Here is a 26516-nt window from a genome sequence, read left to right on the forward strand (position 1 = left end):
CGACATGGCCACGATCGTCCTCACCTCCGCCTCCGGCTCGCCCGGCGCCACCACCAGCGCGCTGGGGCTCGCGTTCAGCTGGCCCCGCCCGGTGCTGCTGGTCGAGGCCGACCCCACCGGCGGCTCGGGCATCTACGCCGGCTACTTCCAGGGCAAGGTCGAGCCCACCGCTGGGCTCATCGACCTGGCCCTGGCCCATCGCCAGGGGGTCCTCGCCGAGACCCTGCCCCGGGTCGTGCGCACCTGGCCGCCCTCGACGGTCAGCCTGCTGGCCGGGGTCCGCTCCCACGACCAGGCCCGCAGCCTGATCAATCTGTGGGAGCCGCTCGCCCCCGTGCTGCGGGAGCTTCGCGCCAACGGCCAGGACGTCATCGTTGATGCCGGGCGCCTCGGTCTGGCCGGGTGGCCGGCGCCGCTCGTCATGAGCGCGGACCTGACCCTGCTGGTCACGCGCAACACCCTGCCGGCGCTGGCCGGCGCCCGCTCCTGGGCGAACGGTCTGCGGACGAGCTTCGAGAACGCCGGCGGCCTGCACCGCTTCGGTGTGCTGCTCGTCGACGAGTCCGGACGCTGGCCCAAAACCCCGGTCCGGGCCACCAAGGGCGGCGGCGCCCTGGGTGTCCCGCGGGTGCGCCCCTACACCGACCGTCAGGTCGCCAAGACCCTGCAGACCGGCGTCGTCGCCTCGCTGCCCTGGGCGCCCGAGGGGGCCGACTACTACTCCCACGGCGCCAAGGCGCCCCGCAGGTGGCAGACCTCTCCGCTGTCCCGCGCCTACCAGGCCGCCGGCGAAGCGATCCGCGCCCGACTCGACACCAACGCCGCCGGCCTGCACTCCAACCTGGAGGCCACCGGCACCGAAGGGGCCGATTCCTGGTGACGAACCCTCCCCCCACACCTCCCACCGGATCAGGCTCCGGCAGCGGCCCTGGTGCCGGTGCCGGCCCCGGCCAGCGCCGCGGCGGCACGGTCCCTCCGCCTCCGCCCCGAGGTCCCGGCGGGTGGTCCAGCCAGCATCACCGCTTCGAGGGTGAGGCCGACGAGGCCCAGGACACCAACGGTCAGCAGCCCCAGTACCACCCCGAGGACCCTCAGCAGAGCGGTCGGCCCTCCCCGTCGCGAGCCGGCGGTCCGGGACAGCGCGGACCCGCCCCGGTTTCCGAGGCGCCGGTCGACGAGGGACCCGAGGACCCGACTGACCTGCCGCTGTTCGCCAGCACTGCGGAGGCGAGCGCGGCGGCCGAGGCCCCCGGGAGGCCCGAGGACGGTCGACCGGGTCGGGTCCGGTCCGACTTCGCGCTCCGCCCTCAGTCCGGGCTGTCGCAGACCCCTGGGGGTCGCGCTCATGCCGGAGAATCGGAGGTCTCCTCAGGGGGGCGGCGTGCCCACGCCGCACCAGCCACGCCCGCGGCCGGCAGCGCCGCCTCGGGCGGCGCCGGTGGCGGGGGAGGGGCGCGTGTCGGCGCCCGGGTCGACTGGGACCAGGTCGCCGCGCTGCGCTCGCAGGCCTCTGACCAGCTCACCGCGGCGCTCGAGGCCGCCGACGGACGCCTCGATGAGCCGGCGCGTCGCCAGCTGGGCCGCTCGATCATCCAGGAGCTGCTGACCGAGGAGGTCGCCGAGCAGGTCGAGCACGGCCGGCCCGGTTGGTCGGTGGTGGAGCAGAACGAGCTGGCCAAGGTCATCTTCGACGCCCTGTTCGGTCTCGGCCGGCTGCAGCCGCTGGTCGATGACGAGCGGGTCGAGAACATCGTGATCGCCGGCTGCGACAACGTCTGGCTCGAGTACGACGACGGCACCCTGGTCCGTGGGCCGGCCGTGGCCGAGAGCGACGACCAGCTGGTCGGCGACCTGGTGTTCCTGGCCGAACGTTCCCAGACCGCCGCCCGCACGTTCTCCGAGTCCAGCCCCCGGCTGCACATGCGCCTGCCCGGCGGCGCCCGTCTCGCCGCGGCCGCGTGGGTCACCCCGCGACCGTCCGTGGTCATCCGCCGGCACAGGCTGCGTCGAGTGACCTTCGAGGACGACCTGGTCCCGAACGAGACGTTCAGCCCCCTGGCCGCCGACTTCCTCCGCGCCTGCATCAGGTCCCGCAAGAGCGTGGTGGTCTGCGGCCACCAGGGCGCCGGCAAGACCACCGCGGTCCGAGCGCTGTGCGCCTGCATGGAGCCGTGGGAGGCGATCGGCACCTTCGAGACCGAGTACGAGCTGCACCTCAACGAGCTCACCGACCAGCACCTCATCGTGCACGCCTGGGAGGCCCGGCCCGGCTCCGGGGAGATCGGCATCAACGGCCGTCGAGCCGGGGAGTTCACCCTCGACGAGGCGCTCTACGACTCCTTCCGGTTCAACCTGTCGCGGCAGATCGTCGGCGAGGTCCGCGGCCCCGAGGTGTGGGCGATGATCAAGGCGATGGAGGCCGGCTCCGGGTCGCTGTCGACCGTGCACGCCCGCGACGCATCCGCCGCGATGCGGCGTCTGGCCACCTGCGCGCAGGAGGCCGGCCCGCAGGTCACCGCCGAGCTGGCTAACGCCAAGCTCGCCGAGACCATCGACGTCATCGTGCACATGCACATGGAGACCACCCCGGTCGGTGACGGCACCTTCCGCCGGCGTCGGTGGGTCAACGAGATCATCGCGGTCGAGCCGGGCGAGGACCTGCATGGCTGGGCCACCACCCACGTGTTCGCCCCGAATCCCGACGGCGGTCCCGCGGTCCCCTCGATCCTTCCCGACCATCTGCGCCGCGAGCTCGCCGGTTACGGGTTCGGGCCCGACAAGGCTCGGGAGTTCCAGTCCCAGGCGCAGTCCCAGGCCCAGCTCGACCCGGCCCTGCAGCCACTTCACAGCGTCCACAGCGTCGACACCGGGGGAGTGGACCGCGGCGAGCGCGAGTCCGGGGGAGGGGGACGGTCATGACCGGCGCCACCGGAGCACTGCTGCCCGCCCTGGGCGGCGCGGTGATCGTGGCCGGCCTGATCGGGATCGTGGTCGGGTTCCGCAAGGTTCCGCCGGCACCGGCCGGGCCATCTCGCAAGGGGTCGCTTGGCCGGCCCGGTGGCCTGCTCGACCGGTTCCGGTCGATGTCGCGCACCATGCGGCTGGCGATGCTCGCCGGGTTCGGCGTCGGCGTCGTGGTCGCTCTGCTCACCGGGTGGCTGATCGCGATTGTCGTCCTGCCGACCGCGGTGGTCGGCCTGCCGGTGCTGCTGTCCACGCCGCCCTCCTCGGCGCGCATCGACCGACTCGAGGCGATGGAGGAGTGGGCGCGATCCCTGTCCTCAGGACTCACCGCGGGCCGCGGCCTGGACCAGGCCCTCATCAAGTCCCTGCGCACCGCACCCGAGGCGATCCGCCCCGAAGTGGCCCGGCTGGTCGCCCGACTCAACGCCAGCTGGACCACCGAGCGGGCGCTGCGCGCCTTCGCCGAGGACCTCGACGACGCCACCGGCGACCTGCTGGTGGCCAACCTCATCCTCGGCGCACGCCGCCGCGGCACCGGCCTCACCGCCGTGCTCGACGGGCTGGCCGAGTCAGTCGCCGCCGACGTGCGCGCCCGCCGGCAGATCGACGCCGACCAGGCCAAGCCGCGCACCACCGCCCGCTACGTCACCATCTTCACCGTCGGCTTCCTCGGCGTCCTGGCGCTCACCGGTGAGTACATCGAGCCCTACGGCACCCCGCTCGGTCAGGTCGTGCTCGCCGTGCTGCTCACGGCCTACGTGGCCACCCTCATCTGGATGCGGTCGATGGCCACCGCCAAGCCCCTGCCCCGCTTCCTGAGCCAGACCTCGCGGGAGAACCGCCGCAAGCGCGCCACCAAGACCAACACAAACCTCACCCGCGGCCCCGGCCCCGATGGCGCCGCCGAGCAGCAGCCCGGTCCGCCGGTCTTCGCCGAGTACAGCCCCGCCGCAGACAGTCGAGTCGCCGGGTCGAACGGGCAGGCGGTGACCCGATGACCACCGGACTCCAGCTGGCCCTCCTCGGCGGCGCGATGGTCGGTCTCGGCCTCGCGCTGGTGGTCTGGCGCCTCGCCCCGTCCGACCCAGACCTCACCGACGCACTCGACCGGCTCTCCCCGACCTACCGGCGCCGAGCAGTGGTGCGCCGCGGCACTGACGGCGACGAGGAGCCCGACGGCCGCGAGCGACTCGGCCTGTGGGCGATGAAGGTGCTCCCAGCTGGCGTGTGGGGCGCGGTCCCCACCCGCGAGCTCGCGATCTTGCGGATCTCCACCGCCCGCTTCTACGGCGAGAAGGTCATCTTCGCCATCCTGGGGCTGCTCATGCCCGTGGTGATCACCGGGTTCTTCGCCCTGATCGGGTTGAACCTGCCGTTCGTGATCCCGACCTTCGGTGCCCTCGCGCTGGCCACGGTCATGTGGTTCCTGCCCAACTACAACGCCCACGACGACGCCAAGAAGGCGCGTGTGGAGTTCTCACGCGCTCTCGGCGCCTACATCGAGCTCGTCGCCCTGGAGCGCAAGTCAGGGTCCGGGTCTCGCAAGGCACTCGAGGAGGCCGCCAAGGTCGGCGACACCTGGGTGTTCCGCCGGCTCTCGGAGGAGTTCAACCGCTCCTCGTGGAACGGCCAGCCGCCGTGGGACTCGCTGCGCCAGCTCGCCGACGAGCTGGGCGTGCCCGAGCTCGACGACCTCGCCGACATCATGCGGCTGTCCGGCGAGGAAGGCGCCCAGGTCTACAGCAACCTGCGCGCTCGTGGCGCGGCGATGCGCTCGGCCATGCTCTCGGCCGAGGTCGCTAAGGCCAACGCGATCGCGGAGCGCATGTACATCCCCGGCTCCCTGGTCGGCGTCATCTTCATGGCACTGCTCGTCGCACCGGCCCTGCTCCGCGTCGTCGGAGGCACCACATGAGACCCACCACCGCTAACCACCGCTAACACCAATCCGTCGATCAACCGCCGACCCACCGACCACCCAATGCCGACTCGGAGAAAGGCAAACCCGATGATCAAGCTCCTCTTGGCTCTCCACCTGTGGGGCCTCACCCTCCTGACCCGACTCAGTGGCCACACCCGCGGCCGTCTTGACCGGGCCTTCGACACCTTCACGATCGCCCGACGCGAACGCCACCAGCTCGGGCCGCGCCGCCACCGGGTGCGTGACGAGCGGGGCTCGGTGACGATCGAGCAGGTCATCTGGGCCGGCGCGGTGATCGTCATCGTCGGGATCGTCGTCGCCGCCATCACCGCCTACGTGAAGTCGAAGTCCGGGGAGATCAAGTAGCACCGTGAGCACGCCGGCCCGGTACGCAGCCCACGCGAGAGCCGCTCTCGTGTGGGCTCACGTGCGCGCCCGGCACCGCGCCCGCCTCCGCGACCGGCACCGCGACCGGCACCGCAACCGGCACCGCCCCGGGCGGGCGCCAAGGTCGTCGTTCGCGCGCCGGCGTCGGGACGAGCGCGGGTCGGTGTCGATTCAGATGATCGTGCTGATGCCGGTGATGTTCCTGGTGATGTTCACCGGCGTGCAGGCCGCGCTCTACTACCACGCCCGGGCCGTGGCGATCGCCGCGGCGCAAGAAGGCGCCAGGGAAGCCGGCAGCGAGAACGGGTCACGCGAATCCGGCGTCGGCGCCGCCCGGGACTTCATCAGCCAAGCCGGCGGCTCCGACACCCTCGCCGGCTCCAGCGTGAGTGGCTCGCGCAGCGCCACCACCGCCACCGTGACCGTCACCGGCCACAGCCTCTCGGTCATCCCCGGCTGGAAGATCACCATCACCCAGAGCTCCTCGGTGCCCGTCGAACGGCTGACCCAATGACCGCGACGACGACCCACCCAGACAGCTCGGTGAGAGACCAGACCCCTGCGGCCACCAGGCGTCGCTCAGCAAACCTGGCAGGAGGCATGGCACTGGCCCGTATCCGGCGAATCGCCGCGCGGCTCATCCTCGGCCGACCCTACCCGGAGCAGCCGCGCACCGTCGCCACCACGAAGCGTGGTCGAGGTCGTCGACGCGACGAGCGCGGGTCAGCCGCGATCGAGGCCGTCATCGGCGTCACCGCGTTCGGCCTGTTCATCGGCATGACCGTCGCCGGCGGACGGATCGCCCTGGCCCGGCAGGCGGTCGAGACCGCAGCCAACGACGCCGCCCGCGCCGCCTCGATCGCCCGCACCTCGAGCGAGGCCTCGGCCGACGCGCGCACCGCGGCCAACGGCAGCCTGGCCGACCAGGACGTCAAGTGCACCACCACCAGCGTCCAGATCGACACCAGTGGCTTCAACGCCCCGATCGGCACCACCGGCGAGGTCCGCGCCACCGTCAGCTGCACCGTGAAGCTCTCCGACCTCGCGGTCCCCGGCATGCCCGGCTCGCGCACGATCACCGAGACCGTCACCAGCCCCATCGACGCCTACCGGGAACGCCGATGAGCCCACGCCGGCCCACACCCACCACCCCGCCCTGCTCCGCGCGGCCGGCGCGCCGGCGCCGCGTGCGTGACGAGCGCGGGTCCATCAGCATCTGGATGGCCACCGCCTCGTTCATCATGATCGTCCTGGTCGGCATGGCCGTCGACCTCGGCGGCAAGGTCCACACCCAGCAGCAGGCCCGCAACGTCGCCGCCCAGGCCGCCCGCACCGGCGCTCAGGAGGTGCAGGCGTCGACCGCGATCCGTGGGGGACTGCCGCAGGCCAGCATCAGCAACGCCAAGGCGGCCGCCTACAGCTACCTGGCCCAGGCCGGCGTCGAGGGCACCGTCACCGTTCGCGGCGGCGACACCATCGTCGTCCAGGTCAGCGACACCTACGACTCCAAGTTCCTCTCGATTATCAACCTCGACAGCATGCGCGTGACCGGCGAGGCCTCCGCCCGCATGATCCGCACCGAAGGAGGCGTCGAACAGTGAACGCCCACCGCCACAACGGCCAACCTGCCGCTCGTCCGCGCCCGAGCCTGCGAGACCGACTCGCCGGGCTGGCCGCCGCCCTCGGGCTGCTCGCGATCGTCATCGGGCTGCCCTTCGTGCTGGTCGCGATCGGCGCCAACCCGCTCCCCAGCGGGGTGCCCAGCTGGGACCAAGTTCAGACCGCACTGACCGGCCCCGACGACGGCACCCTGTTCCTCCGCGCGATCGCTCTGGTCGCCTGGCTGGCATGGGCTTTCATGGCCCTCTCGGTGCTCGTCGAGGTCGTCGCCCAGCTCCGCGGCGTCCAGGCACCCCGGCTGCGCGGCCTGCCGGGACTGCAGCTGTCCCAGGGCGCAGCCCGCAGCCTCGTCGCCACCGCGGCGCTGCTGTTCATCGCCGCGCCAGCCGTCCTGCAGCCCGGGCAGCCCGGCACCACGCCGGCGGCCGCAGCCGAGCCCACACACTCCGCAGCCACCGCTACGCAAGGCCCGCTCGGCACCGGCGCCGGCGACCAGACCGTGTTCGACCGAAACCTCCAGGCCGGCAACCAGGAAAGCGACCAGGCCGGCCAGGCAGGAGAGCAGGGCGACCGCGGCGACCGGCAGCGCCCGGCGACCAAGCCACACCCCGTCGGAGCCGGCGAGACGCTCTGGTCGATCGCGCGCACCCACCTCGACGACGGCGCCCGCTACCCCGAGATTGTCGAACTCAACCGCGACCTCCTCGGTGACGACCCCGGCTTCCTCGAGGTCGGCTGGGTTCTCCAGGTCCCCGACCCCGACAAGCCCAGCGGCGACGGTGCAGTCGACGTCGACCTCGAGGACGGCGAGCGGACGGTGACGGTCAAGCCGCACGACACCCTCTCCGAGATCGCCGACACCGAGCTCGACGACCCCAATGCCTACCCGAAGATCTTCGAGGCCTCCAAGGACATCACCCAGCCCGGCGGGGCCAAGCTCACCGACCCCGACATGATCGACGTCGGCTGGACCCTGGTCATCCCCGCCGACGGCGCCAGCGCCGGCCACAACCACGGCAACGACCGCGACCGGGGCGACCGGGGCGGCCGTGATGACCGGGGGGAGGAGACCCCGCCCTCGAGCGAGCAGGACCCGCCCGTCGAGGAGCCCACCGAACCGCCGGCCGAGCCCGACCAGTCCGACCAGGTCGATCCCGGAACCCAGGCGGACGGGAGCGAGCGCGTCGACGAAGCCGGCGCGAGCGACGGTGACACCGCGGACGAGGCCGGCGGACTCGACGCGCCGTGGCTCCTGATCGGGCTCACCGGTGGGGGAGTGGTGCTCGCCGCCGGCCTGTACCGCGGCCTCAAGGCCCGCCGGCGGGCGCAGTGGAGGGCCCGCCGACCGGGGCGTGCCGTCGCCGTCCCCGGCCCCGAGCTGGCGCCGGTGGAGAAGACCATCAACACCACCGGCGCCTCGGCCGCCGCGACCGTCGAGTTCATGGACGAAGCGCTGCGCCGCCTTGCCGGCCAGCAGTCCACCGCAAGCCTCCCCATGCCCGCCCTGGCCGCGGTCGAGCTCAACGAGCACAACCTCGTGCTCCATCTGACCGACCCGATCGACCTCGACAGCCCGTGGGAAGGCACCGCCGACGGCATGCACTGGCGCTGCCGCACCGACGTCGACCTCGACGACCTCGGACCCGCGCTCGAGGAGCTCGTCGACCAGCCCGCCCCCTACCCGATGCTCGTCACCATCGGCAGCAGCGACGACGGCGACGTGTGGCTGCTCAACTGCGAAGAGCTCGCCGCCATCACCATCACCGGAGACGAGACCTACGGCCGCGACTTCGTCCGCTACCTGGCCGCCGAGCTGGCCATGAATCCGTGGTCCGACGGCATCCAGGTCGACTGCATCGGCATCGCCGAAGAGATCGCGCCCATGGAGCGCGACCGCATCCACTACCACCCCGCCGCCGAGACCTCCGACAGCCCGGCAGGCTCTGCGGACCCGGTCGGCGCCGTCGCCAGCGATGCTCTCGCCGACGCCGTGGCCACCATCGACCGAAGCACGCAAGCAGGCGTCGACGTCGTCACCGGCCGCGCGGCACAGGTCGGCGCCGACGTCTGGACCGCCCGCCTGATCCTGGTCGACGTCACCGCAACCCGGGCTGACAAGACTGCCGGCCTCGACGCCGAAGATGCCGAGACGCCAGACGCCGGCGCCCGCTCGTCGCGGGCGGCAGCAGGCGTGGCCGAGCTCGTCCGGCTCGCCGTCGACCACACCGGCCACACCGGCACCGCCGTCGTCATCGCCGGCACCAGTGAGACGGAGAGCCCCGACGGCGAGGCGGCCGGAACGGTCTTGCACATGACCAGCGCCGGCCGTGTCCAGCTCGCTGACGCCGGGCTCGACCTGGTCGCCGTCGGGCTCACCAGCGACGAGGCGCATGGCTGCGCCGCCCTGCTCGCACAGAGCGAAGACACCACCGACACCGAGATCCCCATCGACGAGGACGCCGACGAGGGCTGGGAGGCCTACGCCACCCAGTCCGGCTCCCTCCGACCGGAATACACCCGCCCCCGAGGCACGGCATCAGGAACCGGAGCAGCGGCCGCCGCATCGCCCTACGCCGAGCCCACCAGGCCCGCCACTCTCGGCTACCTCGAGTACGCCGTCCGCACCGACGACGCTGGCGCTCACGACGAGGACGAGGTCGCCCAGGGATCGGCCGCCGCGGCCCCCGAGAGCGCCGCACGCTACGAAGACCCGCAAGACCTCAACGATGGCGACGACCAGGACTCCGACCAGGACGAGGACTACGCCGAGTCGGTCCTCACCGCGCCAGACGAGGACTACGTCGCGGCCGCGGCAACCACACCCGAGGACCTGGCCGCCTTGGCGCCCGAGGTGACCGCGCGAGTGCGCGCCGAGGTCGAGGCCTCCGACCCCGGCCTCGACGCCGACGTAGCCGACTGGTTCGCGACCAACAGCGGCCGCCCCAAGCTGACCCTGCTCGGCCCCGTCGCGGCCCAGGCACACGGCAAGGCGCTCATCGAGCGCAAGGCCTACTTCACCGAGCTGCTCACCTACCTGGCGCTACGACGCCGGCACGGCGTCACGCCCGACGAGGTCGCCGACGCCTTCAACCTCAAGGCCCCAAAGGCACGCGGCTACGTCAAGGTCGTCCGCGACTGGCTCGGCACCAACCCGGCCACCGGCACCAAGCACCTCCCCGACGCAACCGACGCGCCCGCCACCAAGACCCGCGGCGTGAACGTCTACCAGATCGACGACGGCCTCCTGGTCGACGCCGACCTGTTCCGCCGCCTCTACAAGCGCGGCCAGAGCCGAGGGCCGGCCGGTATCGAAGATCTGCGCCGCGCGCTCGACCTCGTCGTCGGCCGACCCTTCGACCAGCTGCGCAAGGGCGCTTGGAGCTGGCTCCTCGAGGGCGACCGCACCGACCACCAGATGCAGGCCGCCGTCGCCGACGTCGCCCACCTGGTCGCCACCCACGGCCTCACCACCGGCGACCTCGACCTAGCCCGATTTGCCGTCGAGAAGGCCACGACAGCCGCCCCCGACGAAGACACCACCCAACTCAACCGAGCGGCCCTCGCGGCCGCCGAAGGCTTCCCCGAAGAGGTCGAGCGCATCCTGCGCGACGAGGTCTGCAACCGCTCCGACGACGGACGAGCACCCCTCGACCTCACCGCACGCGCCGAAGCGATCCTGCGCAACCACGACTGGCTGGCCACCGGATGACCAAGCCACGGAAGACAGCACACGGCAAGGAGGCCCCCACATGAGACAACCCCAGCCACCACCACGCCGTGGAACCCTAGAACCGCTGGACTCGGGACCAGGAGGAACACCATGACCCGCCCCACACGACGCCGCATCGCCACCGGGCTACTCGCCGCCGCCCTCCTGATCACCTCAGCCGCGTGCGGCGACGACGACACCGAACCCAACACCCTCCCCTCCGACCCGGCGACCAGCGAGACCAGCTCCACCCCCTCGCCGTCCGAGCCAACTGAGACGACGGCGGAGCCGGCGACGGAAGAGGACCGCGCGGCCGAGGGCGCGATGGGCGAGGTCCGGGACTTCACTGCGTTCAGGGATGAGTTGTTGGGCGACCCCGAAGCAGCCACCATCACGGAGCAGCGCCTTGGGGCATATCTACAGAACCCCGAACTGACCGCCCAACTCACTTACCTGACGCGATTCCGTGACCAAGGCTTCCGAACGAACGGCGGCTCGACGACCTTCGAGTGGATGAAGGTCACCGACGTCCAACTGTTCCCGAAGAAGAACGACGCTCAGGTGTCGCTCCGCGCTTGTTACAACTACGACGCCGTCACGACGCTCGACAAGGACGGCAACGACGCAGCACCCAACCAGATCAGCCCCGGCCTCGCGACCTACGAGGTCTACAACTACGACTACCCCTCGCCCGACGGCTGGCACATCGCGGTCGAGACGATCCCCGGAAGGGAGTGCAAGTGATGAGCCGTCTCGGGACGTTCTTGTTGCGAGTGCTGGCGGCCATCGTTGTGGTCGGCGGAATGCTGATGGTGGTGAGCGTGTCTCCAGCTCAAGCCGACGACCCTTGCGAGGGGCCGGCTTGTGAGGATGACGGTGATGTGGTGATCAACCCGACTGACCCCGGCAACCCCGGTAATCCGGGCGATGGCGGGGATGGGGACACCGGTAGCAACACCGGCACCCAGACCTGCACGTACCAGGGCAAGGAGATCCCGTGCAGCTCGCCCGACGGGGTCTGGAACAGCGGCTACGGCTGCTACCTCCAGTTGGCTCCTGGCGGGGGACCGCCGCCTCCAGCCGCCGGCAATCCCAACGGGGCCTGGTACCAGTGCACCGAGCCTGGAGCCTGTCAGGGCACGACCTGCACCCGCCGCACGCTGTGGCTCGACGACCCGCCCGAGCAGCTGCCTAGCCCCGCGGCGCTGGCCCAGGAGGCGTTGGAGCGGATGGACCTCGAGCCGATCCAGATCGGGATCGTGCCTGAGGACGAGCCCGGCCGGATAGGCCTGGTGGGGATGCCGGTGTGGATGTGGGTGGAGAACCCGACGGCTAACACCTTCGGCCCGATCACCGAGTCCGCGACCGCCGGGTCGCTGACGGTCACCGCGACAGCTCGGGTCCAGTCCACGGTGTGGAGCATGGGCGATGGAAACGAGGTGACCTGCACGACCGACGGGACGCCGTACGAGGACAAGTACGGGGAGTCGGGCTCGCCGGACTGTGGCCACCGCTACACCACCACGAGCTGGGACAAGCCCGGGCACAGGTACACGATCACCGCGACCACGCAATGGGTGGTCGAGTGGACCGGTGGTGGCCAGACCGGGACCATCCCGATCGACCACGTCGCCGAGACTCAGATTCGCGTTGGCGAGCTGCAGGTCCTCAACCAGTAACCGGTCCGGCGCCGAGAGAGACGCGAAGGCGGGCCCTTCGACCCCAAGTGGTCGGAGGGCCCGCTTTCGTCGTGCACGGCCGAGCGAGTTTCCGTCGTCAGGTCGACCAGGGGTTGAGGACCTCGACGTCGGCGCGCGTGAAGTCGCCGACGTTGCGGGTCACCACAGTCAGGCCACGAGCCTGGGCGGTGGCCGCGATCAGCGCGTCGTGGCTCGACGCAGGGTCGGGGACGTGGAGCGGCGCGGTCTGCCGGATGGTGGGCAGGTCGATGGGGAGGATGCGCTCTGAGAAGCCGCCGAGCACCTTTGTCTCGAACCAGGCCGTGAGTCGGCCGGCTTGGGCGGGGTCGCGGTGTGCTATGCGCAGGATGCCGGTCTCGATCTCGAGGACGGTGATGACGCTGATGGCGAGGTCGGTGGCGGCCTGCTGCGCGGCCCAGTCGTTGACGCCCGGGTTGCCGGGGCGCTTGCGCAGCTCGCTGACGATGTTGGTGTCGAGGAGATACCTCACAGTTCGGCGGGCTCGATCCGGAAGCCGATGGGTCCGAAGTCGACGTCGTTGTCCAGTCCCTCGGGGTCGTCCATCTTGAGCCACTCCGCGAGGTTGACGGGGGCGTTGTGGAGGCGCTGGTACTCGTCGTAGGTCATCAGGACGAACGAGGGGCGGCTGTGCTCGGTGATCACGACGGGCTCGGTCTCAGCTGCGCGCTTGACCTGGCTGGGCCGCCGGTTGAACTCGGCGCCGGTGACGGTCGGCATCGTGACCACCTCCTCAAAGTAGTACCTGTGCCTACAAGGGTACTCGGCGCGTCGGCCGGGTGGTCGATCGTTCGGCGGGTGGCGGTCGATCACACACGCTCCGCTCGGCGGGCGACCCGCGGAATGGTGTCGGTTTCGGGCCTACGCAAGCGGTTGGCGGAAAGTTTCTGAGATTTCCTAGGAACGCTGCTCTGACCTGCACAAACGACTAGGAACGCAGTCGCGTTCCCCCCTTGAAATCAGCGTTCGGGGGAACGCAATCGGGTACGCACGACCGCGACCTTTCGACGTGTCACCACGGCGAAAGGACCAGCGATGAGAGTGAGTCAGTACCTCGATCTGGAGGACGACGCGCAGCTGCTCGCCCAGGCCCGCGAGGCATGGGGAGAGTGGGCCGACCAGGACCCGCGGCTGTCGGTTGTCGCGTTCGACGAGCTGCAGGACTGGCTGGCCGAGACCTCGCCGGCCGAAGCGGACGAGGTCCTCCACGCGCTCGCGACACGGGCCGCGAGCGATGGGGGAGACGACGTCGCCGCGGCCGCGGTGCTGGCCTGGGTGCTGTTGCCCGGGGCGTGCGCGCTGGCCCGGGAGCTGCGACGCCTGGAGGGCGACGTCAAGCTGATGGTCGCCGCGCAGCTGTGGATCGAGGTGCGCAGCTTCCCGTGGCGTCGGCTGCGCAAGGTTGCGGCGAACGTCTTGATGAACACCCGCACCGGGTGCCTGCGCGAGGTCGGCACCGCCGGCCAGGTCCGCCGGGTCGACCGGGCCTGGAGCGCCACCGACCTGGTCGACCCGTCCTCGATGTTCTGGAACCACCTCGCCGCCGGCGACCGTGCCCGGATCACCGCAGCCGGCCGTGCCGGGCGACCCCGGTTCGGAGAGGACGCCCCGATGCTCCGCCCTACCCACTTCGCTCCGATGCCCGCCGAGCCGGCCGGCCGGCTCGAGGTCGCCGAGGTCTTGGAGTGGGCGTGCGAGAACGACGTGATCAGCGAGCTCGACCGCGACGTGCTGCTCAGCCTGGTCGAAGTGGCGGGCGAGGTCGAGATCGACCGCGTCCGACGCAGCAACTACGGGCTCACCTCCAACGAGCTCTCGGTCCAGGCCGCTCCCCGGCGCGGGATGTCGCAGGCCACCGTCCGCCGTCGTGCCGCCCGCAGCATCCGGGCGCTGGCCGCGGCCGCCGATCGGTACGTGGCATGAGCGACACCACCCCCGGCTGGCGTGCCGACCAGCCTCCCCACCAACCTCGCCACGCGCCTCGACGGGGCGCGCGTCGCCGCGGCCGTCGACGCCGGCCTGAGCGTCGAAGAGATCGCCGCCCTGTTCGAGGTGGCCGGCAGCGAGGAGGCCGCGATGGCCAGCCTCGACGACAGCGTGGCGCGGCTGCGTGAGGTCCAGCGCGCCAAGGCCGAGCTCCGCCAGGTCCCCCCAACCCAGCTACGGGCCGCACTCGAGCTGCGCGCCTCCGCCCTGCGAGGTGCCACCGCATGAGCATCACGACCACGCCCAACGCCTCCACGCAGTCGGCCGACGGCCAGGCTGTCCAGCCGAACCGTCCGGTCGCAGTCTCCGAGCTCAAGCGAGCGTGGACCGCAGTGCAGGCCGGCGAGTTCCGCCAGCTGCACCGCCGCGCCGCTTCCCCCAACCTCCACGGCGTCTCCGCCGCCGGCGACTCCCCCCTGGTCGAGCCGTACGACGAGAAGCTGACCGACAAGTACCACGAGCTCGACCAGGGCAGCCAGGACATCCAGTCCGATGAAGACGGCGTCGGCGACCTCACCGAAGGGCTGAGGGGTCGACGTGTCTCCTCCGACCCGAATGGCCGGTGGATGCCGACCGCGGGCGAGCGAGTGGTGCCGGTCGTTGCCGCCGCCGGGTCGGTGGGCTGCTCGACGATCGCGATCGCCTTGGCGACCGCGGCCGCGTCTGGCACGGCCGATGGGACCAGCCGAGTCGTGGAGTGCTCCTCTGCCCACACCTCGGGACTGGCGGCCGCCAGCACCGCCGAGCTGGGGCGACACGAGTCCGGCTGGGTGCAGGGCATGCGAGAGGCGGTCCTGCTCGAGCGCACCGGCGAGGTCCTCCTCAGCCTCGACGAGGTCGCGGCCCCGGCACCCCTGGACGACCCGGAGTCCGGTGGTGAGGGGACGGCGCGCAGGGCCCGGCCGAAGCGCCCGACCGGCGCAGGTGCGCTGACAGTCATCGACACCGGGTGGGACGTCGGGCAGCTGGCCGCGAGCGGAAGCTGGGTCGGACACCTCACCCGGACCGCACCGGTCGTGGTCGTCGTGGCCCGGCCCACGATCCCCGGATTCCGGCGCCTGGAGGCCGCACTCGAGTTCCTCGAGCACCACGACCACGCGCACGAGCAGGCGCACGACCTTGACCGGGGGACCGCCGCGCCGGCGACCCTCGTCGCCGTCATCGGCGGCCGCCGCAAGCGGTGGGCCAAGGGCGTGGAGCACAGCGCCGGACCGCGCACCCGGGCCGCGCTGCGCGAGGAGCGCGTGCACGAGATCCCCGAGGACCGCCAGCTGGCCGTCACCGGCCTCAACTCGACCCCGCTGCCGCCCGCACTCCTCGCGGCAGCCGACCAGCTGCTCCGCGAAGCCCTCTCGGCCCAGCACGGCGCCCAACTCGGGGCGCCGCCGACGGGCCGACCTCACGACGTCGACGACCTTCCGCAGCTCCCCGGTGTCTCGCCGGCGGACGAGGAAGCGACGGCGAGCACCACCCACCACCTCGATGCCGAGCCCCACGACGGGACAGGCACCAACCCGGAAGGAACCGCACGATGAGCATCAGCCTCAACACCCTGACCCTCCCGCTGGTCAGCCGCGCCACCGAGTCGATCTACGGGCTCAGCCTGGGGCTGCACAGCGCCCTGTCCGGCTCGGCCGCGGCCGGCCCGACCCCGATGGCCATCTGCCCCAAGGCCCCGCCCGGAGCCACCCAGCCGGTCAACGAGATCACCGGCTACGTGGTCTGGGGCGTGATCATCCTGTTCGGTCTCGCCCTGATCATCGGCCTGGGCGCGATCGTGGCCGGCCGCATCTTCTCGATGCCCCACGCCTCGAAGGTCGGCGTGATCAGCCTGGTCGTGGTGTTCGTCGCCGCGGTCGCCTACCTGGTCCTGCCCGGGATGCTCGACGGCATCCTCGGCAACGGCTGCGTCTGAGGGCACCGATGACCAGCCGGATGAGGAGCCGAACCCGCTGCGGCGGCACCCGGACAGTCAGCTCGTTCGACGCCACCGCCGACGGCGGATGGAGCCGCCGCCGACTGCTCGCCGTGCTGATCGGGGCCGCGACCGCGGTCGTCGTGCTGCTCGCCAGCCTCGGCTACACGGTCGCGCAGGCCCTCGGCGCCGGAGGCGAGGACACCGAGGACACCGCCGACCAGGCCGCGATGTACAGCGCCGTGGCCGGCGGGCAGCAGCGGCGCGACGAGATCGCCGAGGCACCCATGACCGCGCTACCCGCAGGCGCGGTCAACCCGACCGAGGAGAAGCCTCCCGCCGGCGCCGACGAGCCGGACAGCATCGAGGTCCCCAGCGGGGTGGTGCCGGGCCCGGCCGCGGTGCTGACGGGCTTCGACCACACCCCCGAGGGAGCCGTCGGGCAGCTCGCCGCGATCGAGACCACCGTGCTGCAGTCGATGAGCCTGGCCACCACCAACGAGGTGTACCAGGCCTGGGCGCTGCCCGGCGGCACCGGAGCGGAGGCCTGGCCGCTGACCACCAGCGTCCGGGCCTTCCTCCAGGGCGCCGGCATGGAGGCCACCAAGGACGAGGCCGCCCGGGTCTCGATCGAGCCGGCCGGCGCGATCGTGAAGGGGACCGACGGCCCGGACTGGACGCTGGCCTGCGTTCTGGTCACCCTCACCGCCTCACTCGAGCAGGAGGTGCAGATCGGCTACGGGCATTGCGAGCGCATGCAGTGGGTCGGCGGCCGCTGGATGATCGCCCCCGGCACCCCACCGGCACCCGCACCCTCGGCCTGGCCGGGAAGCCCGGCCGCCGTCGAGGCCGGCTGGTCGACCTGGACCACCGCGACCCGCTCGTCGAACGGCTCCTCCGCTGGGGGTGCCTCGTGAGGTATGCCCAGGAACCGAGCCGCGCCCGGCATCTGCTGGTGCTTGCCGCCGCGGCGGCCGTGCTCGTCGCGCTGGTCGCGCTGATCGCCCTCGGCGTCAAGGTCGCCACCGGCAACGGCGAGGACCAGGGCTCCTCGACCACCAACGGAACCGACCCCGGTGCCGACGTCGCCGGCTCGAGCCCCGACGCGGGGGAGTGGGAGACCGACACCGACACCGGCCTTCCGATGGCCGCGACCTCCCAGGACGGGCACCCCGTCGGGTTTCCCCGCACCGCCGACGGTGCCGCCGCCATGGTCGTCGGGCTCAACCGCGCCCAGATTGGCCTGGACTACGACGACGCCCTGACCACGATCAGGACCTACGCGGCCGAGACGGATCAGACGTTCTTCGACGACCTCGCCACGTCCGCGATCGCCCAGCGCCGCAAGACGCTCGGCGTCCCGGTCGAGGCCGGCAGCGAGGCCGGCAGCGAGGGCGGCGGTGAGGACGCTGACGTGCTGGCGCCGGCCGGCTACGCCCAGACCCCCATCGGCTACCAGGTCGAGGAGTACGGAGCGGACCGCTACCTGGTCTCGGTCATCAACGAGGTCAGCGCCACCACGGCCAACGGCCAGGTCGAGCGCAGCGCATACGTCGGCCAGCAGCTCGTGGCCTGGAACCCCGACACCCAGCGAGCCACCGACGACGGCGGGGTCAGCGGCGACTGGGAGCTCGTCGAGCCCAGCGCCGAGGACCGCGACCGGCTCCTCGCCACGGACCCACCCGCCACCGCTCCGCTCGGGACCCCCGAGTTCGAGCAGGCCGGCTGGACCCCGCTCCTCGAGTCGTCCACCAACTCATCCACCAACTCATCCGCCGACTCACCCAGCAGCGACGGCTCCGACCAGAGCGCCGACGAGCAGTAGGGAACTACGCCATGTCCACCACCCCGAGCACCCGGCAGCCGGCCGAGAGCGGCCTCACCGGCCACCCCGCCCCCACCACAGGCGCCAGCGCCGGTCTGGTCGGTCGAGTCGTCACGACGGTCGCCCTGGTCGCGGCCGCGGCCGTCCTCGCCCTTCTGGCGGGCACCGCCCCCGCGTCGGGGAGCGTGGCCACCCCCGCCTCCACCGCCGCGGCCGGCTCGACCGTCCAGACCGGGCTCGCCTCGACGACCATGTCGTCGAGCGCGAACCTCTCGGGCAAGGCGTCCGCGCTGGCCGGTCCGGGCCTCGCGCGGGGGTGCATCGGGCCGGACATCCGCTGCGACGTCCAGGACGTCGCCGGCGGCGTGGTCGACGCCGTCACCCCGGACATCAACCTTCCCGACCCTGGCGACCTGATCGAGAACCCGCTCGAGCAGGTCGGCGAGGCGATCGCGAAGGCGGCCGCTGACGCGTGGACCGCGGCGATGCTGGCGGTTTGGAACGCCGGCCTGTTTGTGCTCAAGGTAGTCCTGAACTTCGCCGACAGCTTCCTGACCCCCGACCTCTCCGAGGACGGACCGGGCCGCAATGTCTACGCCTACACGCTGTGGATCGGCGGCGCCCTGGTGCTGATCATGGCGTTCATCCAGCTGGCGATCGCGGCGTTCCGACGCGACGGCAAGAGCCTGGCCACGATGCTGATCGGCACCGGCCAGTTCGTCGTGGTGTGGTCTGCCTGGATCGGCTACTGCGTCATCGTCGTGACCGCCTGCGGCGGCCTCACCCGCGCGCTGATGAAGGCCCTGCTCGGCGTCGACTCCTGGCCCGAGTGGGACCCCTGGTCCGACTTCTCCTCCGACGACGTCACCGACGCCACGGTCGCCACCGTCCTCGGCCTGCTCGGCATGGTGCTGTGGATCGCCGCGATCGGCCACCTGCTGGTGCTGCTGACCCGCGCCGCAGCGCTGATCGTGCTCGCCGCCACCGGCGCCATCTCCGCCGCCGGCCTGGTCTCCGACGCCGGGCGCTCGTGGTTCTGGAAGTCGTTGCGGTGGTTCCACGCGGCCGCGCTGACCCCGGTGATCATGGTGCTGGTCCTCGGGATAGGCGTGCAGCTGGCCACCGGCGTGGCCAGTGGCCTGACCGACACCACCCAGCAGGCGATCGGCACCGCGCTGCCCGCGGTGGTGCTGATCTGCATCAGCTGTGTCGCCCCGCTGGCGTTGTTCAAGTTGTTGGCGTTCGTCGACCCCGGCACCCCCTCGGGCGCCTCGGTCCGCGCCGGGCTCGCCGGCGTGGGCGGCGTCCAGGGCCTCCTGAGCGGGGGCGGCGCCAGCGCCGGCGGCGGCTCGGGATCGAACGTGGCCTCGCAGACCGACTCCAGCGGCCGCTCGTCCGGGGAGTCCGGTGCCGAGGAGGACACCAGCTCTCGGTTCACCAAGGGGGTGGCGGGCGCGATGAGCGCGCTCGGCCCGGTCGGGGCCGCGCTCGGCGCCGGCGCCGGCATGGTCGCCAACATCGGCGCGAAGGGCGCCGCGATCGGTGCGGACGAGACCCAGCAGATGGGTGTGGGCCACAACGGCTACCAGCCCGACTTCTCCGGCATCCGCAACAACCGCGACGGGCAGGGCAGCCAGGGCGGTCAGCCCCAGCGCCCGACCGGCGAAGGGACCCCCGGCGGCGGCCAGGACGGCACCGGCGGAGGCTCGAACGGGCAGGGCGATCCCGGCGACGCCGGGCAGGGCGGCTACCCCGGCGGTCCGGACCCCTCGACCCTGGTCCCCAACCCGGCCACGGTCGGCGCGGGCCCCGGCGGCCCGGCCGCCGGACCCGGCGGAGGCCAGGGCAGTCAGGGCGACCAGGGCGGCCACGGAGCCCCGGCCGGAGCGCCCAAGGGCGGTCCCGGCGGCGGGGGAGCGGGCGGCACCAGCGGCGGCGCAGCTGGTGGTGGTGGCGCAGCAGCCGCCGGCGGCGTACCGCCCGTGCCCGTCTGACCCCGCTCCATCGGCCCGCCCGGCTCGCGCTGCGAGCTCAGGCGGCTAGCCCGTCGCACCCCGACAACCCCGACAACGACCCCGACAACGCCCACGACGACGACCGCGACCGAGACCTGATCGAGAAGGAGGCCTGGTGATGGCCACCACGTACACCGACTACTCACGAGACAAGATCGGCTGGTTCTTCGGCCTCTCCGGCCCCCAGCTGGCCGTCCTGGCGATCGGCGTCATGCCGGTGCTGTGGTCGGTTAAGGAGAACGCCTGGCTCTCGGCCGGCCTGCTGCTGGTGCTGTGGTCGCTGATCTTCGTGATCACCGTCGTCCCGGTCCGCGGCCGCTCGGCCACCGGATGGCTGGCCGCCTCGATCGCCTACGCCCTGGGCGGGCTGATGCGGTGGACCAGCTTCGGCTCCCGGGCAGCCGCCGGCGCTGCGGAGGACCTCGCGGCCGCCGACCTGCCCGGGGTGCTGCAAGGCGTCCAGATCCACGACGGCCCACCGCACGGCCCGGCGCTGGCCCGGGTCGCGGTGATCCAGAACCACGCCACCAAGACCTGGGCGGTCACCGCCGCGATCGTGCACCCCGGCATCGGGATGGCCGAGTCCGACGAGCGCGCCCGGCTCGGGCAGGGGCTCACCGACCTGCTCGACCTGGCGGCCCGCACCGAGCTTATCGACGAGGTCCTGTTCACCGTGCGCACCGTGCCGGAGGACGGCGCCGAACGTGACCTGTGGGTGCAGCGGCACCGCCGCGCCAACGCCCCCGCGCTGGCCACCCAGATCAACGAGGACCTGGCCCGCGGTCTGACCCAGGCCTCGGTGCGGACCGAAGCGTTCGTGACGATCGTGGTCCCCGAGACCCGCATCGCCAAGGAGGCCAAGGAGTCCGGCGGCGGGTTCGAGGGCCGGGCCCGCACCCTCTACCTGCTGATGGGCGAGGTCGAGGCCCAGCTGCGCGGCGGGATGGCGATGACCGCGGTCTCGTGGCTCACCTCGCCCCAGCTGGCGCTGGCCTGTCGTACCGGGTTCGCTCCCTCGGACCGGGTCGGCATCATCGACGCCCTCGCGGCCGCCGAGAAGGACCCGACCGTGAACGCCGAGGTGCCGTGGGCGATGGCCGGTCCCTCGGGTGCCGATCCGGTGGTGAGGCACTACAGCCACGATGCGTGGAACTCGATCAGCTCGACGATCAAGCTGCCCGACAAGGGCGCCGCGATGGGTGCGCTCGCGCCGGTCCTGACCCCCGGGGAGCCGGGGGAGCGGCGCTCGTTCATGGTCGCCTACCCGATCCTGCGCCAGTCGACGGCCGACCGGCAGACCGCCAACTCCGAGTGGGCCGCCGACCTCGGCTCCGCGTTGCGTGCCAAGGCCGGTGTCCGAATGAGGGCCAAGCAGCGCGAGGAGGCCGCGAAGGCCCACGGCATGGACTACAAGCTCGCTCGCGGCAACTCGATGACCCGCCCGTACGCGGTGTGCACCGTGACCGTCCCCAAGACCGCGCGGGTCACCGAGTTCGGTCGCCGCCTCGACGCCGCGGTCCGCCGCGCCGGCTTCGCTCCGCTGCGCCTCGACCTCGCCCAGGACGCCGGGTTCGCCGCCTCCGCGGTGCCGCTCGGCGTCAGCCTCACCCGGAAGGGAGACGCCTGATGGCTACCGACACCTCCCGCAGCACCTCCCGCAGCACCAGCCCTCGCCGCGGTCGCGCACGCGGCGGACGGGACATGAACCGGCTGCTCGCCGACTTCGGGCACGACCTGCCCGCAGCCCCCGTCCCGGCACCGCGGGTCAAGGACCCCCGCCTGTTCCGCTACGTCGCGCGCCGCGGCGCCCGCAAGTCGGGCCGCGGCTGGTCCCCGGCGGCCGCGCCGGTTTCGACCTGGCGGATGACCTCGGATCAGGCCCCGGTGCTGTGGCCCTTCATCTCCGCGCCCGGGCTGCCGCCCACCGGCGCCCAGATGGGCATCGACCAGCTCTCCGGCGGCTCGTTCTACGCCGACCCGCTGGGCTGGGTGCTCCGCGAGGACCTCCCGGTGACCAACCCCAACATCTTCTCCTTCGGCAAGCCCGGCCTGGGCAAGTCCGCGACCACCAAGGCGTTCTGCAACCGGATGCTCGAGTTCGGCTACCGGGTGCTGATCCTGGGCGACCCCAAGGACGAGTACGAGCGGCTGTGCCGCGCCTACGGGGTCGAGCCGTTCTCCATCGGCCACGGCCTGCCGGCGCGGATCAACCCGCTCGCCAAGGGCCCTCTCGGTCAGGGCTGGGACCAGCTCGACGCCGCCGAGGCCCAACGGCGGGCAGCGATCATCTTCGCCCGCTGGCTCACCCTGGTCCGGGGCCTGGTCGGCTCGATGCGGATCGGGGAACACCGGGTGCCGTTCGGCCCCACCGAGGCCGAGGTCGTCAAGGCCGCCCTGGAGACCCTCACCGGGTACGCCCACGGGCAGACCGAGCTCGCCGAGACCACCATCCCGCAGGTCTGGCACCTGCTCGACAACCCCACCGAGGACCTGGTCGCCCGCTGCCGCTACGCCTCCACCCGCCACTTCCTCGACGAGACCCGGCTGCTGCGCGACGCGCTCGGCCAGCTCGTCTCAGGCACCCTGGCCGGCCTCTTCGACGACCACACCACCGTCGACGTCGACTGGACCGCCCCGATCCAGTCCCTCAGCCTGTCCCGTCTCGAGCCGCTCGGCGACGAGGCGGTCGGGATCGCGCTGCTGTGTCTGAACAGCTGGGGACGCGGGATGCGCGAGATCGCCGCTCCCGGCGACCAGCGGATCGTGGTCCGCGACGAGTCCTGGCGCCAGCTTCGGCTCGGGCCGGAGGCCGTGAAGTCCTTCGACGCCGACCTGCGCCTCTCGCGCGGTGTCGCCGGCCGGGGCGGTGACATCCAGTTCGCCGTCGCCCACAAGCCCAGCGACCTGCTCTCCGCCGGCGACGTCGGCTCCCAGGCCACCACCATCGCCAAGGACCTGCTGCACCTGGCCGACGTGAAGATCCTGCACGGCCAGAAGGTCGGTGTCGCCCGCGAGCTCGACACCATGCTCGGCCTCGGGCCGATGGCCCAGGACCTCGTCACCGGCTGGGCCATGCAGGGCAAGGGCCGCGCGCTGTGGCTGGTCGGCGAGTCCGCCTACAAGGTCCAGACCGTCCTGCACCCGGTCGAGATGGAGCTCACCTACACCAACGAGGCCATCGAGGACGCCGCCTGAGCGCCCGCGCATCGAGCGACTGGATGGCGACTGGGCGATGAGGCGACGAGACGACCGTAACGGTCCGAGGCGGGTGTGAACAGGTGAAGAAGGCGGCGTGGATCGGCGGACCGATCCTGGCGTTCTTGATGATGGCGCCCCTGTTCGTGGCCGTCATGATGGTCACCTTCTCCACCGCGGCCGCCGACTGCCTCCAACAGCAGCGCACCGGTACCCCGACGGTCCCGTTCGCCGGCGAGGGCACCGTCCGCGTCGCCCAGGCCAACATCAAGGTCAGCCTCCCGCTGGCCGCGTTCAACGCCGACCTCGACCAGACGATCGGGCTCGGCCCGGACCTGGTCTCCCTCAACGAGGTCGGCCGCCGCTCCAACCGCGAACTCAAGCGCCCCGGCTACCAGCTCTACCGCGCCCCCAACCGCGGCGCCGACGGCAGCGTCGTCATGTGGCGCACCGACAGGTGGGCCAAGGTCGACGCCGGCCGCGTCGAGATGGTGGCCCGCGGCCCGCAGAAATGGGACTACGACCGCGGCGCGACCTGGGTGACCCTGCGGAGCACCGGCGTCGACTCCGAGAACGGCGACGGCGGGCTCGGCCAGGTCTCGATGATCTCGCTGCACCACATGATCAACCCGGCCAAGTACGGCCCCAACAAGCCCGAACGGCAGCGGCTCTACCGCGCCGGCCTGGAGAAGGTCCAAGACCTCGTCACCCGGCTCTCGGCCCAGGGCCCGGTCTTCATCGGCGGCGACTTCAACTCCCAGTACACCGCCAACGACCCGTGGGGCCCGCGCAAGATGCTCGGCGCGATCGGGATGAAGGCCACCTTCGACCAGCTCGGGAAGGAGTCGACCCACGACGGCGGCGGGATCATCGACTACCTCTTCTACCAGTCCTCGGTCGCCACCCCGACCCGGCAGTGGACCCGCAACCTCAACAGCGACCACAAGCTCATCGCCGCCGACCTCGAGGTCGGCGGTCTCAGCGGGGCCAGCAGCAACGGCGACTCCACGACCCTCACCGCCGCCGCCGGCGACCGTCAGATGGACCAGAGGGGCGACGTCGCCAGCGACGAGGTGCGACGCCGGCTGATGGAGATCAAGTTCTCCTCCGACTACCCGACCATGAGCGCCGAGCAGGCCGACAACGCGATCGCCATCGGCCAGGTCGCACTCGACGAGCTCGACCTGCCACGCCGCGCCCTCGAGATCGCGATCGCCACCGCGATCCAGGAGTCGAAGCTGGCCAACCTCGACGGCGGCGACCGCGACTCCGCCGGGTTGTTCCAACAGCGTCCCTCCACCGGCTGGGGCAGCCACGACCAAGTCACCAACCCGCGGCTGGCCACCCGGGCCTTCTTCGGCCGCGCCGACCACACCAGCAACCCCGGCCTGCTCGACATCCCCGGCTGGGCCCTGATGCCGCTCGCCGAGGCCGCCCAGGCAGTGCAGCGCTCCGGCTACCCCGACGCCTACGCGCAGTGGGAGACCGCCGCCCAGGAGATCGCCGCAGTCCTCACCGGCGGCGACCTTGGCACCCCGCTGAACATCCTCGACGCCACCGACGCGGCCGCCGCCCGCGAGGACTGCGAGCCCGAGGGCGACGTGGCCTACACGATCGGCACCCTCAACCTCCTCGGCGCCGGCCACGCCGACAACCAGGCCGGCGGCGGCAAGGAGCGAGCAGGGTTCGCCACCTGGGACGTCCGGCTCCCCAAGGCACTTCGGGCGCTACGCGCCAGCGGCGCCACCGTCGCCGGCCTGCAGGAGGTCCACCCACCCCAACAGAAGGCCCTGGCCAACGACACCACCTGGGAGGTCTACCCCCGCAGCGGCAAGCAGAACGTGGTCGCCTGGGACCCCTCGACCTGGGAGATGACCAACGCCCGACTCGTGCCCATCCCGTACTTCGGCGGCCACAACGTCGGGATGCCGCTGGTCCAGCTGACCAGCCGCGTCGACGGGCAGAGCATCTGGGTCTGGTCGATCCACAACCCCGCCAACGCCAACGGTCCCGCGCTGCAGCACCGCAAGGAAGCGCTCCGCCGTCAGGCCGCCGAACTGGAGCCGCTGGTCGGGTCCGGGCAGCCGGTGTTCATCGTCGGCGACTTCAACGACGGCGGCGACGGCCCCAGCCGGGCGCACTGCCAGCTCACCCCGCTGCTCGCGAACGCCTTCGGCGGCTCAAGCGACCCCTGCAAGCCGCCCACCCGCGGTGCGCCCATCGACCACATCTTCGGCGCGAACGCCACCTTCACCAGCGCCGAGGTCGACAACGAGGTCAAGCAGCAGAAGATCAGCGACCACCCGCTGGTCACCGCCAGCATCGGCGGCGGCGACACCAGCTGCCCACCGACCGGCTCCCCAGCCGAGGAGGGCCTGACCCCCGACGCGCTGCTGGTGCTGCGCTGCGTCGACGCCGAGTTCGGCGCCCACAGCTACGGCGGCGTCGGCGACCGCGCGGCCAACCCGGGCTCGGACCATCCCGCAGGGCGAGCCGTCGACGTGATGATCAACGCCTGGAACACCCCCGGCGGCGAGGCCGAGGGCACCCGCATCGCCAACTGGGTCCGTGAGCACGCCAAGGAGCTCGGCGTCACCTACGTGATCTGGCGGGCGAAGATCTGGTCGGTAGCCCGCGACGGGGAGGGCTGGCGGCCCTACACCCACCCCTCGGGCGCCACCGACCCCACCAACTTGCACATGGACCACGTCCACGTCTCGGTCCACGGCAACGCCGGCACCGGCCTCGGGGCCAGCGACGTCGTCTACCCGGTGCCCCCGCAGATGGCGGCCGCCGACGCCCACAACTGGCACGAGTCCGGGTCCTACTGGTCCAACTGGCACACGGGCACGGACTTCTCCGTCCCCTGCGGGACCCCGGTGGTCGCCGCACACGCCGGCACCATCGAGATCGACCGGAGCCAGTCGTGGGCCGGGCGGTGGCTGGTCAAGGTCACCATCGGTCCGAGCTCGCTGACCACCTGGTATGCCCACATGCACACCCTGACCGTCGACGCCGGCGACCAGGTCCGCGCCGGCCAGCAGATCGGCGAGGTGGGCGGCGACAGCCCGCTAGACGGGAACGTGTCCGGCTGTCACCTGCACTTCGAGGTGCACTTGAAGAACGGCAGCATCTACGGCGCCGACAACGTCGACCCGAGCCAGTGGCTCGAGGACAACGCCCGGGACACCCGATGAGCCCACCGACTACTTCTCGACGTCGCACGAGAAATCGGTGCCGTCGCGGTGATCGCCAGGACCC

General features: G+C 72.0%; 23 protein-coding genes. 21 read left to right on the top strand and 2 right to left on the bottom strand.

Translation table 11 applies throughout. The features are described 5' to 3' along the window. Positions 1-4 precede the first annotated feature (4 nt). From ACYU8I_RS04780 to ACYU8I_RS04830, 11 genes are all read left to right on the top strand, one after another. Positions 5-880, top strand: a complete 876-nt coding sequence (locus tag ACYU8I_RS04780) for a MinD/ParA family ATP-binding protein (protein ID WP_460838031.1) — start codon at positions 5-7, stop codon at positions 878-880. After that, positions 877-2919: a CpaF family protein gene (locus tag ACYU8I_RS04785; RefSeq protein WP_460838034.1), complete on the top strand. Its 2043-nt coding sequence runs from the start codon at positions 877-879 to the stop codon at positions 2917-2919. The genes ACYU8I_RS04780 and ACYU8I_RS04785 overlap by 4 nt, the downstream gene beginning before the upstream one ends. Beyond that, entirely contained in the window at positions 2916-3962 is a 1047-nt protein-coding gene (locus ACYU8I_RS04790; RefSeq protein ID WP_460838036.1) for a type II secretion system F family protein, read from the top strand. The genes ACYU8I_RS04785 and ACYU8I_RS04790 overlap by 4 nt, the downstream gene beginning before the upstream one ends. Next, entirely contained in the window at positions 3959-4879 is a 921-nt protein-coding gene (locus tag ACYU8I_RS04795; RefSeq protein WP_460838037.1) for a type II secretion system F family protein, read from the top strand. Before ACYU8I_RS04790 ends, ACYU8I_RS04795 begins: the two co-directional genes overlap by 4 nt. Positions 4880-4972: 93 nt before the next feature. Next, the gene (locus ACYU8I_RS04800) at positions 4973-5251 is read left to right on the top strand and encodes a hypothetical protein (protein WP_460838039.1); all 279 of its coding nucleotides are present in this window, start codon (positions 4973-4975) and stop codon (positions 5249-5251) included. A 184-nt stretch (positions 5252-5435) separates the two neighbouring features. Beyond that, positions 5436-5786, top strand: coding sequence for a TadE family protein (locus ACYU8I_RS04805; RefSeq protein WP_460838041.1), 351 nt, complete (start codon positions 5436-5438; stop codon positions 5784-5786). Between the two features lie 86 nt (positions 5787-5872). Further along, positions 5873-6397, top strand: coding sequence for a TadE/TadG family type IV pilus assembly protein (locus ACYU8I_RS04810; RefSeq protein ID WP_460838043.1), 525 nt, complete (start codon positions 5873-5875; stop codon positions 6395-6397). Continuing rightward, complete coding sequence (locus ACYU8I_RS04815) at positions 6394-6873, top strand: pilus assembly protein TadG-related protein (RefSeq protein WP_460838045.1); 480 nt, start codon at positions 6394-6396, stop codon at positions 6871-6873. Before ACYU8I_RS04810 ends, ACYU8I_RS04815 begins: the two co-directional genes overlap by 4 nt. Next, positions 6870-10601: a LysM peptidoglycan-binding domain-containing protein gene (locus ACYU8I_RS04820; RefSeq protein ID WP_460838047.1), complete on the top strand. Its 3732-nt coding sequence runs from the start codon at positions 6870-6872 to the stop codon at positions 10599-10601. Before ACYU8I_RS04815 ends, ACYU8I_RS04820 begins: the two co-directional genes overlap by 4 nt. Before the next feature lie 111 nt (positions 10602-10712). After that, positions 10713-11345 (top strand): hypothetical protein, encoded by a 633-nt coding sequence (locus ACYU8I_RS04825; RefSeq protein ID WP_460838049.1) that lies wholly within the window; start codon positions 10713-10715, stop codon positions 11343-11345. Then, a complete protein-coding gene (locus ACYU8I_RS04830) occupies positions 11345-12280 on the top strand; it encodes a hypothetical protein (protein WP_460838050.1) in 936 nt (311 codons plus the stop codon). Before ACYU8I_RS04825 ends, ACYU8I_RS04830 begins: the two co-directional genes overlap by 1 nt. A gap of 97 nt (positions 12281-12377) precedes the next feature. Here the strand turns inward: ACYU8I_RS04830 and ACYU8I_RS04835 are convergent, their stop codons facing one another. Together ACYU8I_RS04835 and ACYU8I_RS04840 are read right to left on the bottom strand one after the other, a co-directional pair. Then, entirely contained in the window at positions 12378-12791 is a 414-nt protein-coding gene (locus tag ACYU8I_RS04835; protein ID WP_460838052.1) for a PIN domain-containing protein, read from the bottom strand. After that, entirely contained in the window at positions 12788-13039 is a 252-nt protein-coding gene (locus tag ACYU8I_RS04840) for a type II toxin-antitoxin system Phd/YefM family antitoxin (protein WP_460838054.1), read from the bottom strand. The genes ACYU8I_RS04835 and ACYU8I_RS04840 overlap by 4 nt, the downstream gene beginning before the upstream one ends. A gap of 315 nt (positions 13040-13354) precedes the next feature. On the opposite strand from ACYU8I_RS04840, the gene ACYU8I_RS04845 reads away from it, so the two are divergent. The 10 genes from ACYU8I_RS04845 to ACYU8I_RS04890 all read left to right on the top strand — a co-directional run bounded on the left by ACYU8I_RS04845 (position 13355) and on the right by ACYU8I_RS04890 (position 26452). Beyond that, the gene (locus ACYU8I_RS04845; protein ID WP_460838055.1) at positions 13355-14242 is read left to right on the top strand and encodes a hypothetical protein; all 888 of its coding nucleotides are present in this window, start codon (positions 13355-13357) and stop codon (positions 14240-14242) included. A 21-nt stretch (positions 14243-14263) separates the two neighbouring features. Then, positions 14264-14533 carry a hypothetical protein gene (locus ACYU8I_RS04850; protein ID WP_460838057.1) on the top strand — a complete coding sequence of 90 codons (270 nt, stop codon included), beginning with the start codon at positions 14264-14266 and terminating at the stop codon, positions 14531-14533. Further along, positions 14530-15840 (top strand): hypothetical protein, encoded by a 1311-nt coding sequence (locus ACYU8I_RS04855; protein WP_460838059.1) that lies wholly within the window; start codon positions 14530-14532, stop codon positions 15838-15840. The genes ACYU8I_RS04850 and ACYU8I_RS04855 overlap by 4 nt, the downstream gene beginning before the upstream one ends. Next, a complete protein-coding gene (locus ACYU8I_RS04860; RefSeq protein ID WP_460838061.1) occupies positions 15837-16220 on the top strand; it encodes a hypothetical protein in 384 nt (127 codons plus the stop codon). The genes ACYU8I_RS04855 and ACYU8I_RS04860 overlap by 4 nt, the downstream gene beginning before the upstream one ends. Before the next feature lie 20 nt (positions 16221-16240). Next, the gene (locus ACYU8I_RS04865) at positions 16241-17137 is read left to right on the top strand and encodes a hypothetical protein (protein WP_460838063.1); all 897 of its coding nucleotides are present in this window, start codon (positions 16241-16243) and stop codon (positions 17135-17137) included. Beyond that, a complete protein-coding gene (locus ACYU8I_RS04870; protein WP_460838065.1) occupies positions 17134-18045 on the top strand; it encodes a hypothetical protein in 912 nt (303 codons plus the stop codon). The genes ACYU8I_RS04865 and ACYU8I_RS04870 overlap by 4 nt, the downstream gene beginning before the upstream one ends. A gap of 11 nt (positions 18046-18056) precedes the next feature. Beyond that, positions 18057-20039, top strand: coding sequence for a hypothetical protein (locus ACYU8I_RS04875; protein ID WP_460838066.1), 1983 nt, complete (start codon positions 18057-18059; stop codon positions 20037-20039). A gap of 139 nt (positions 20040-20178) precedes the next feature. Further along, positions 20179-21687, top strand: a complete 1509-nt coding sequence (locus tag ACYU8I_RS04880) for an SCO6880 family protein (RefSeq protein ID WP_460838068.1) — start codon at positions 20179-20181, stop codon at positions 21685-21687. Beyond that, positions 21687-23255, top strand: coding sequence for an ATP-binding protein (locus tag ACYU8I_RS04885; protein ID WP_460838070.1), 1569 nt, complete (start codon positions 21687-21689; stop codon positions 23253-23255). Before ACYU8I_RS04880 ends, ACYU8I_RS04885 begins: the two co-directional genes overlap by 1 nt. A gap of 83 nt (positions 23256-23338) precedes the next feature. Then, positions 23339-26452 carry an endonuclease/exonuclease/phosphatase family protein gene (locus ACYU8I_RS04890; protein ID WP_460838072.1) on the top strand — a complete coding sequence of 1038 codons (3114 nt, stop codon included), beginning with the start codon at positions 23339-23341 and terminating at the stop codon, positions 26450-26452. Positions 26453-26516: the final 64 nt, after the last annotated feature.

This window comes from Nocardioides marmoraquaticus (assembly GCF_054777915.1).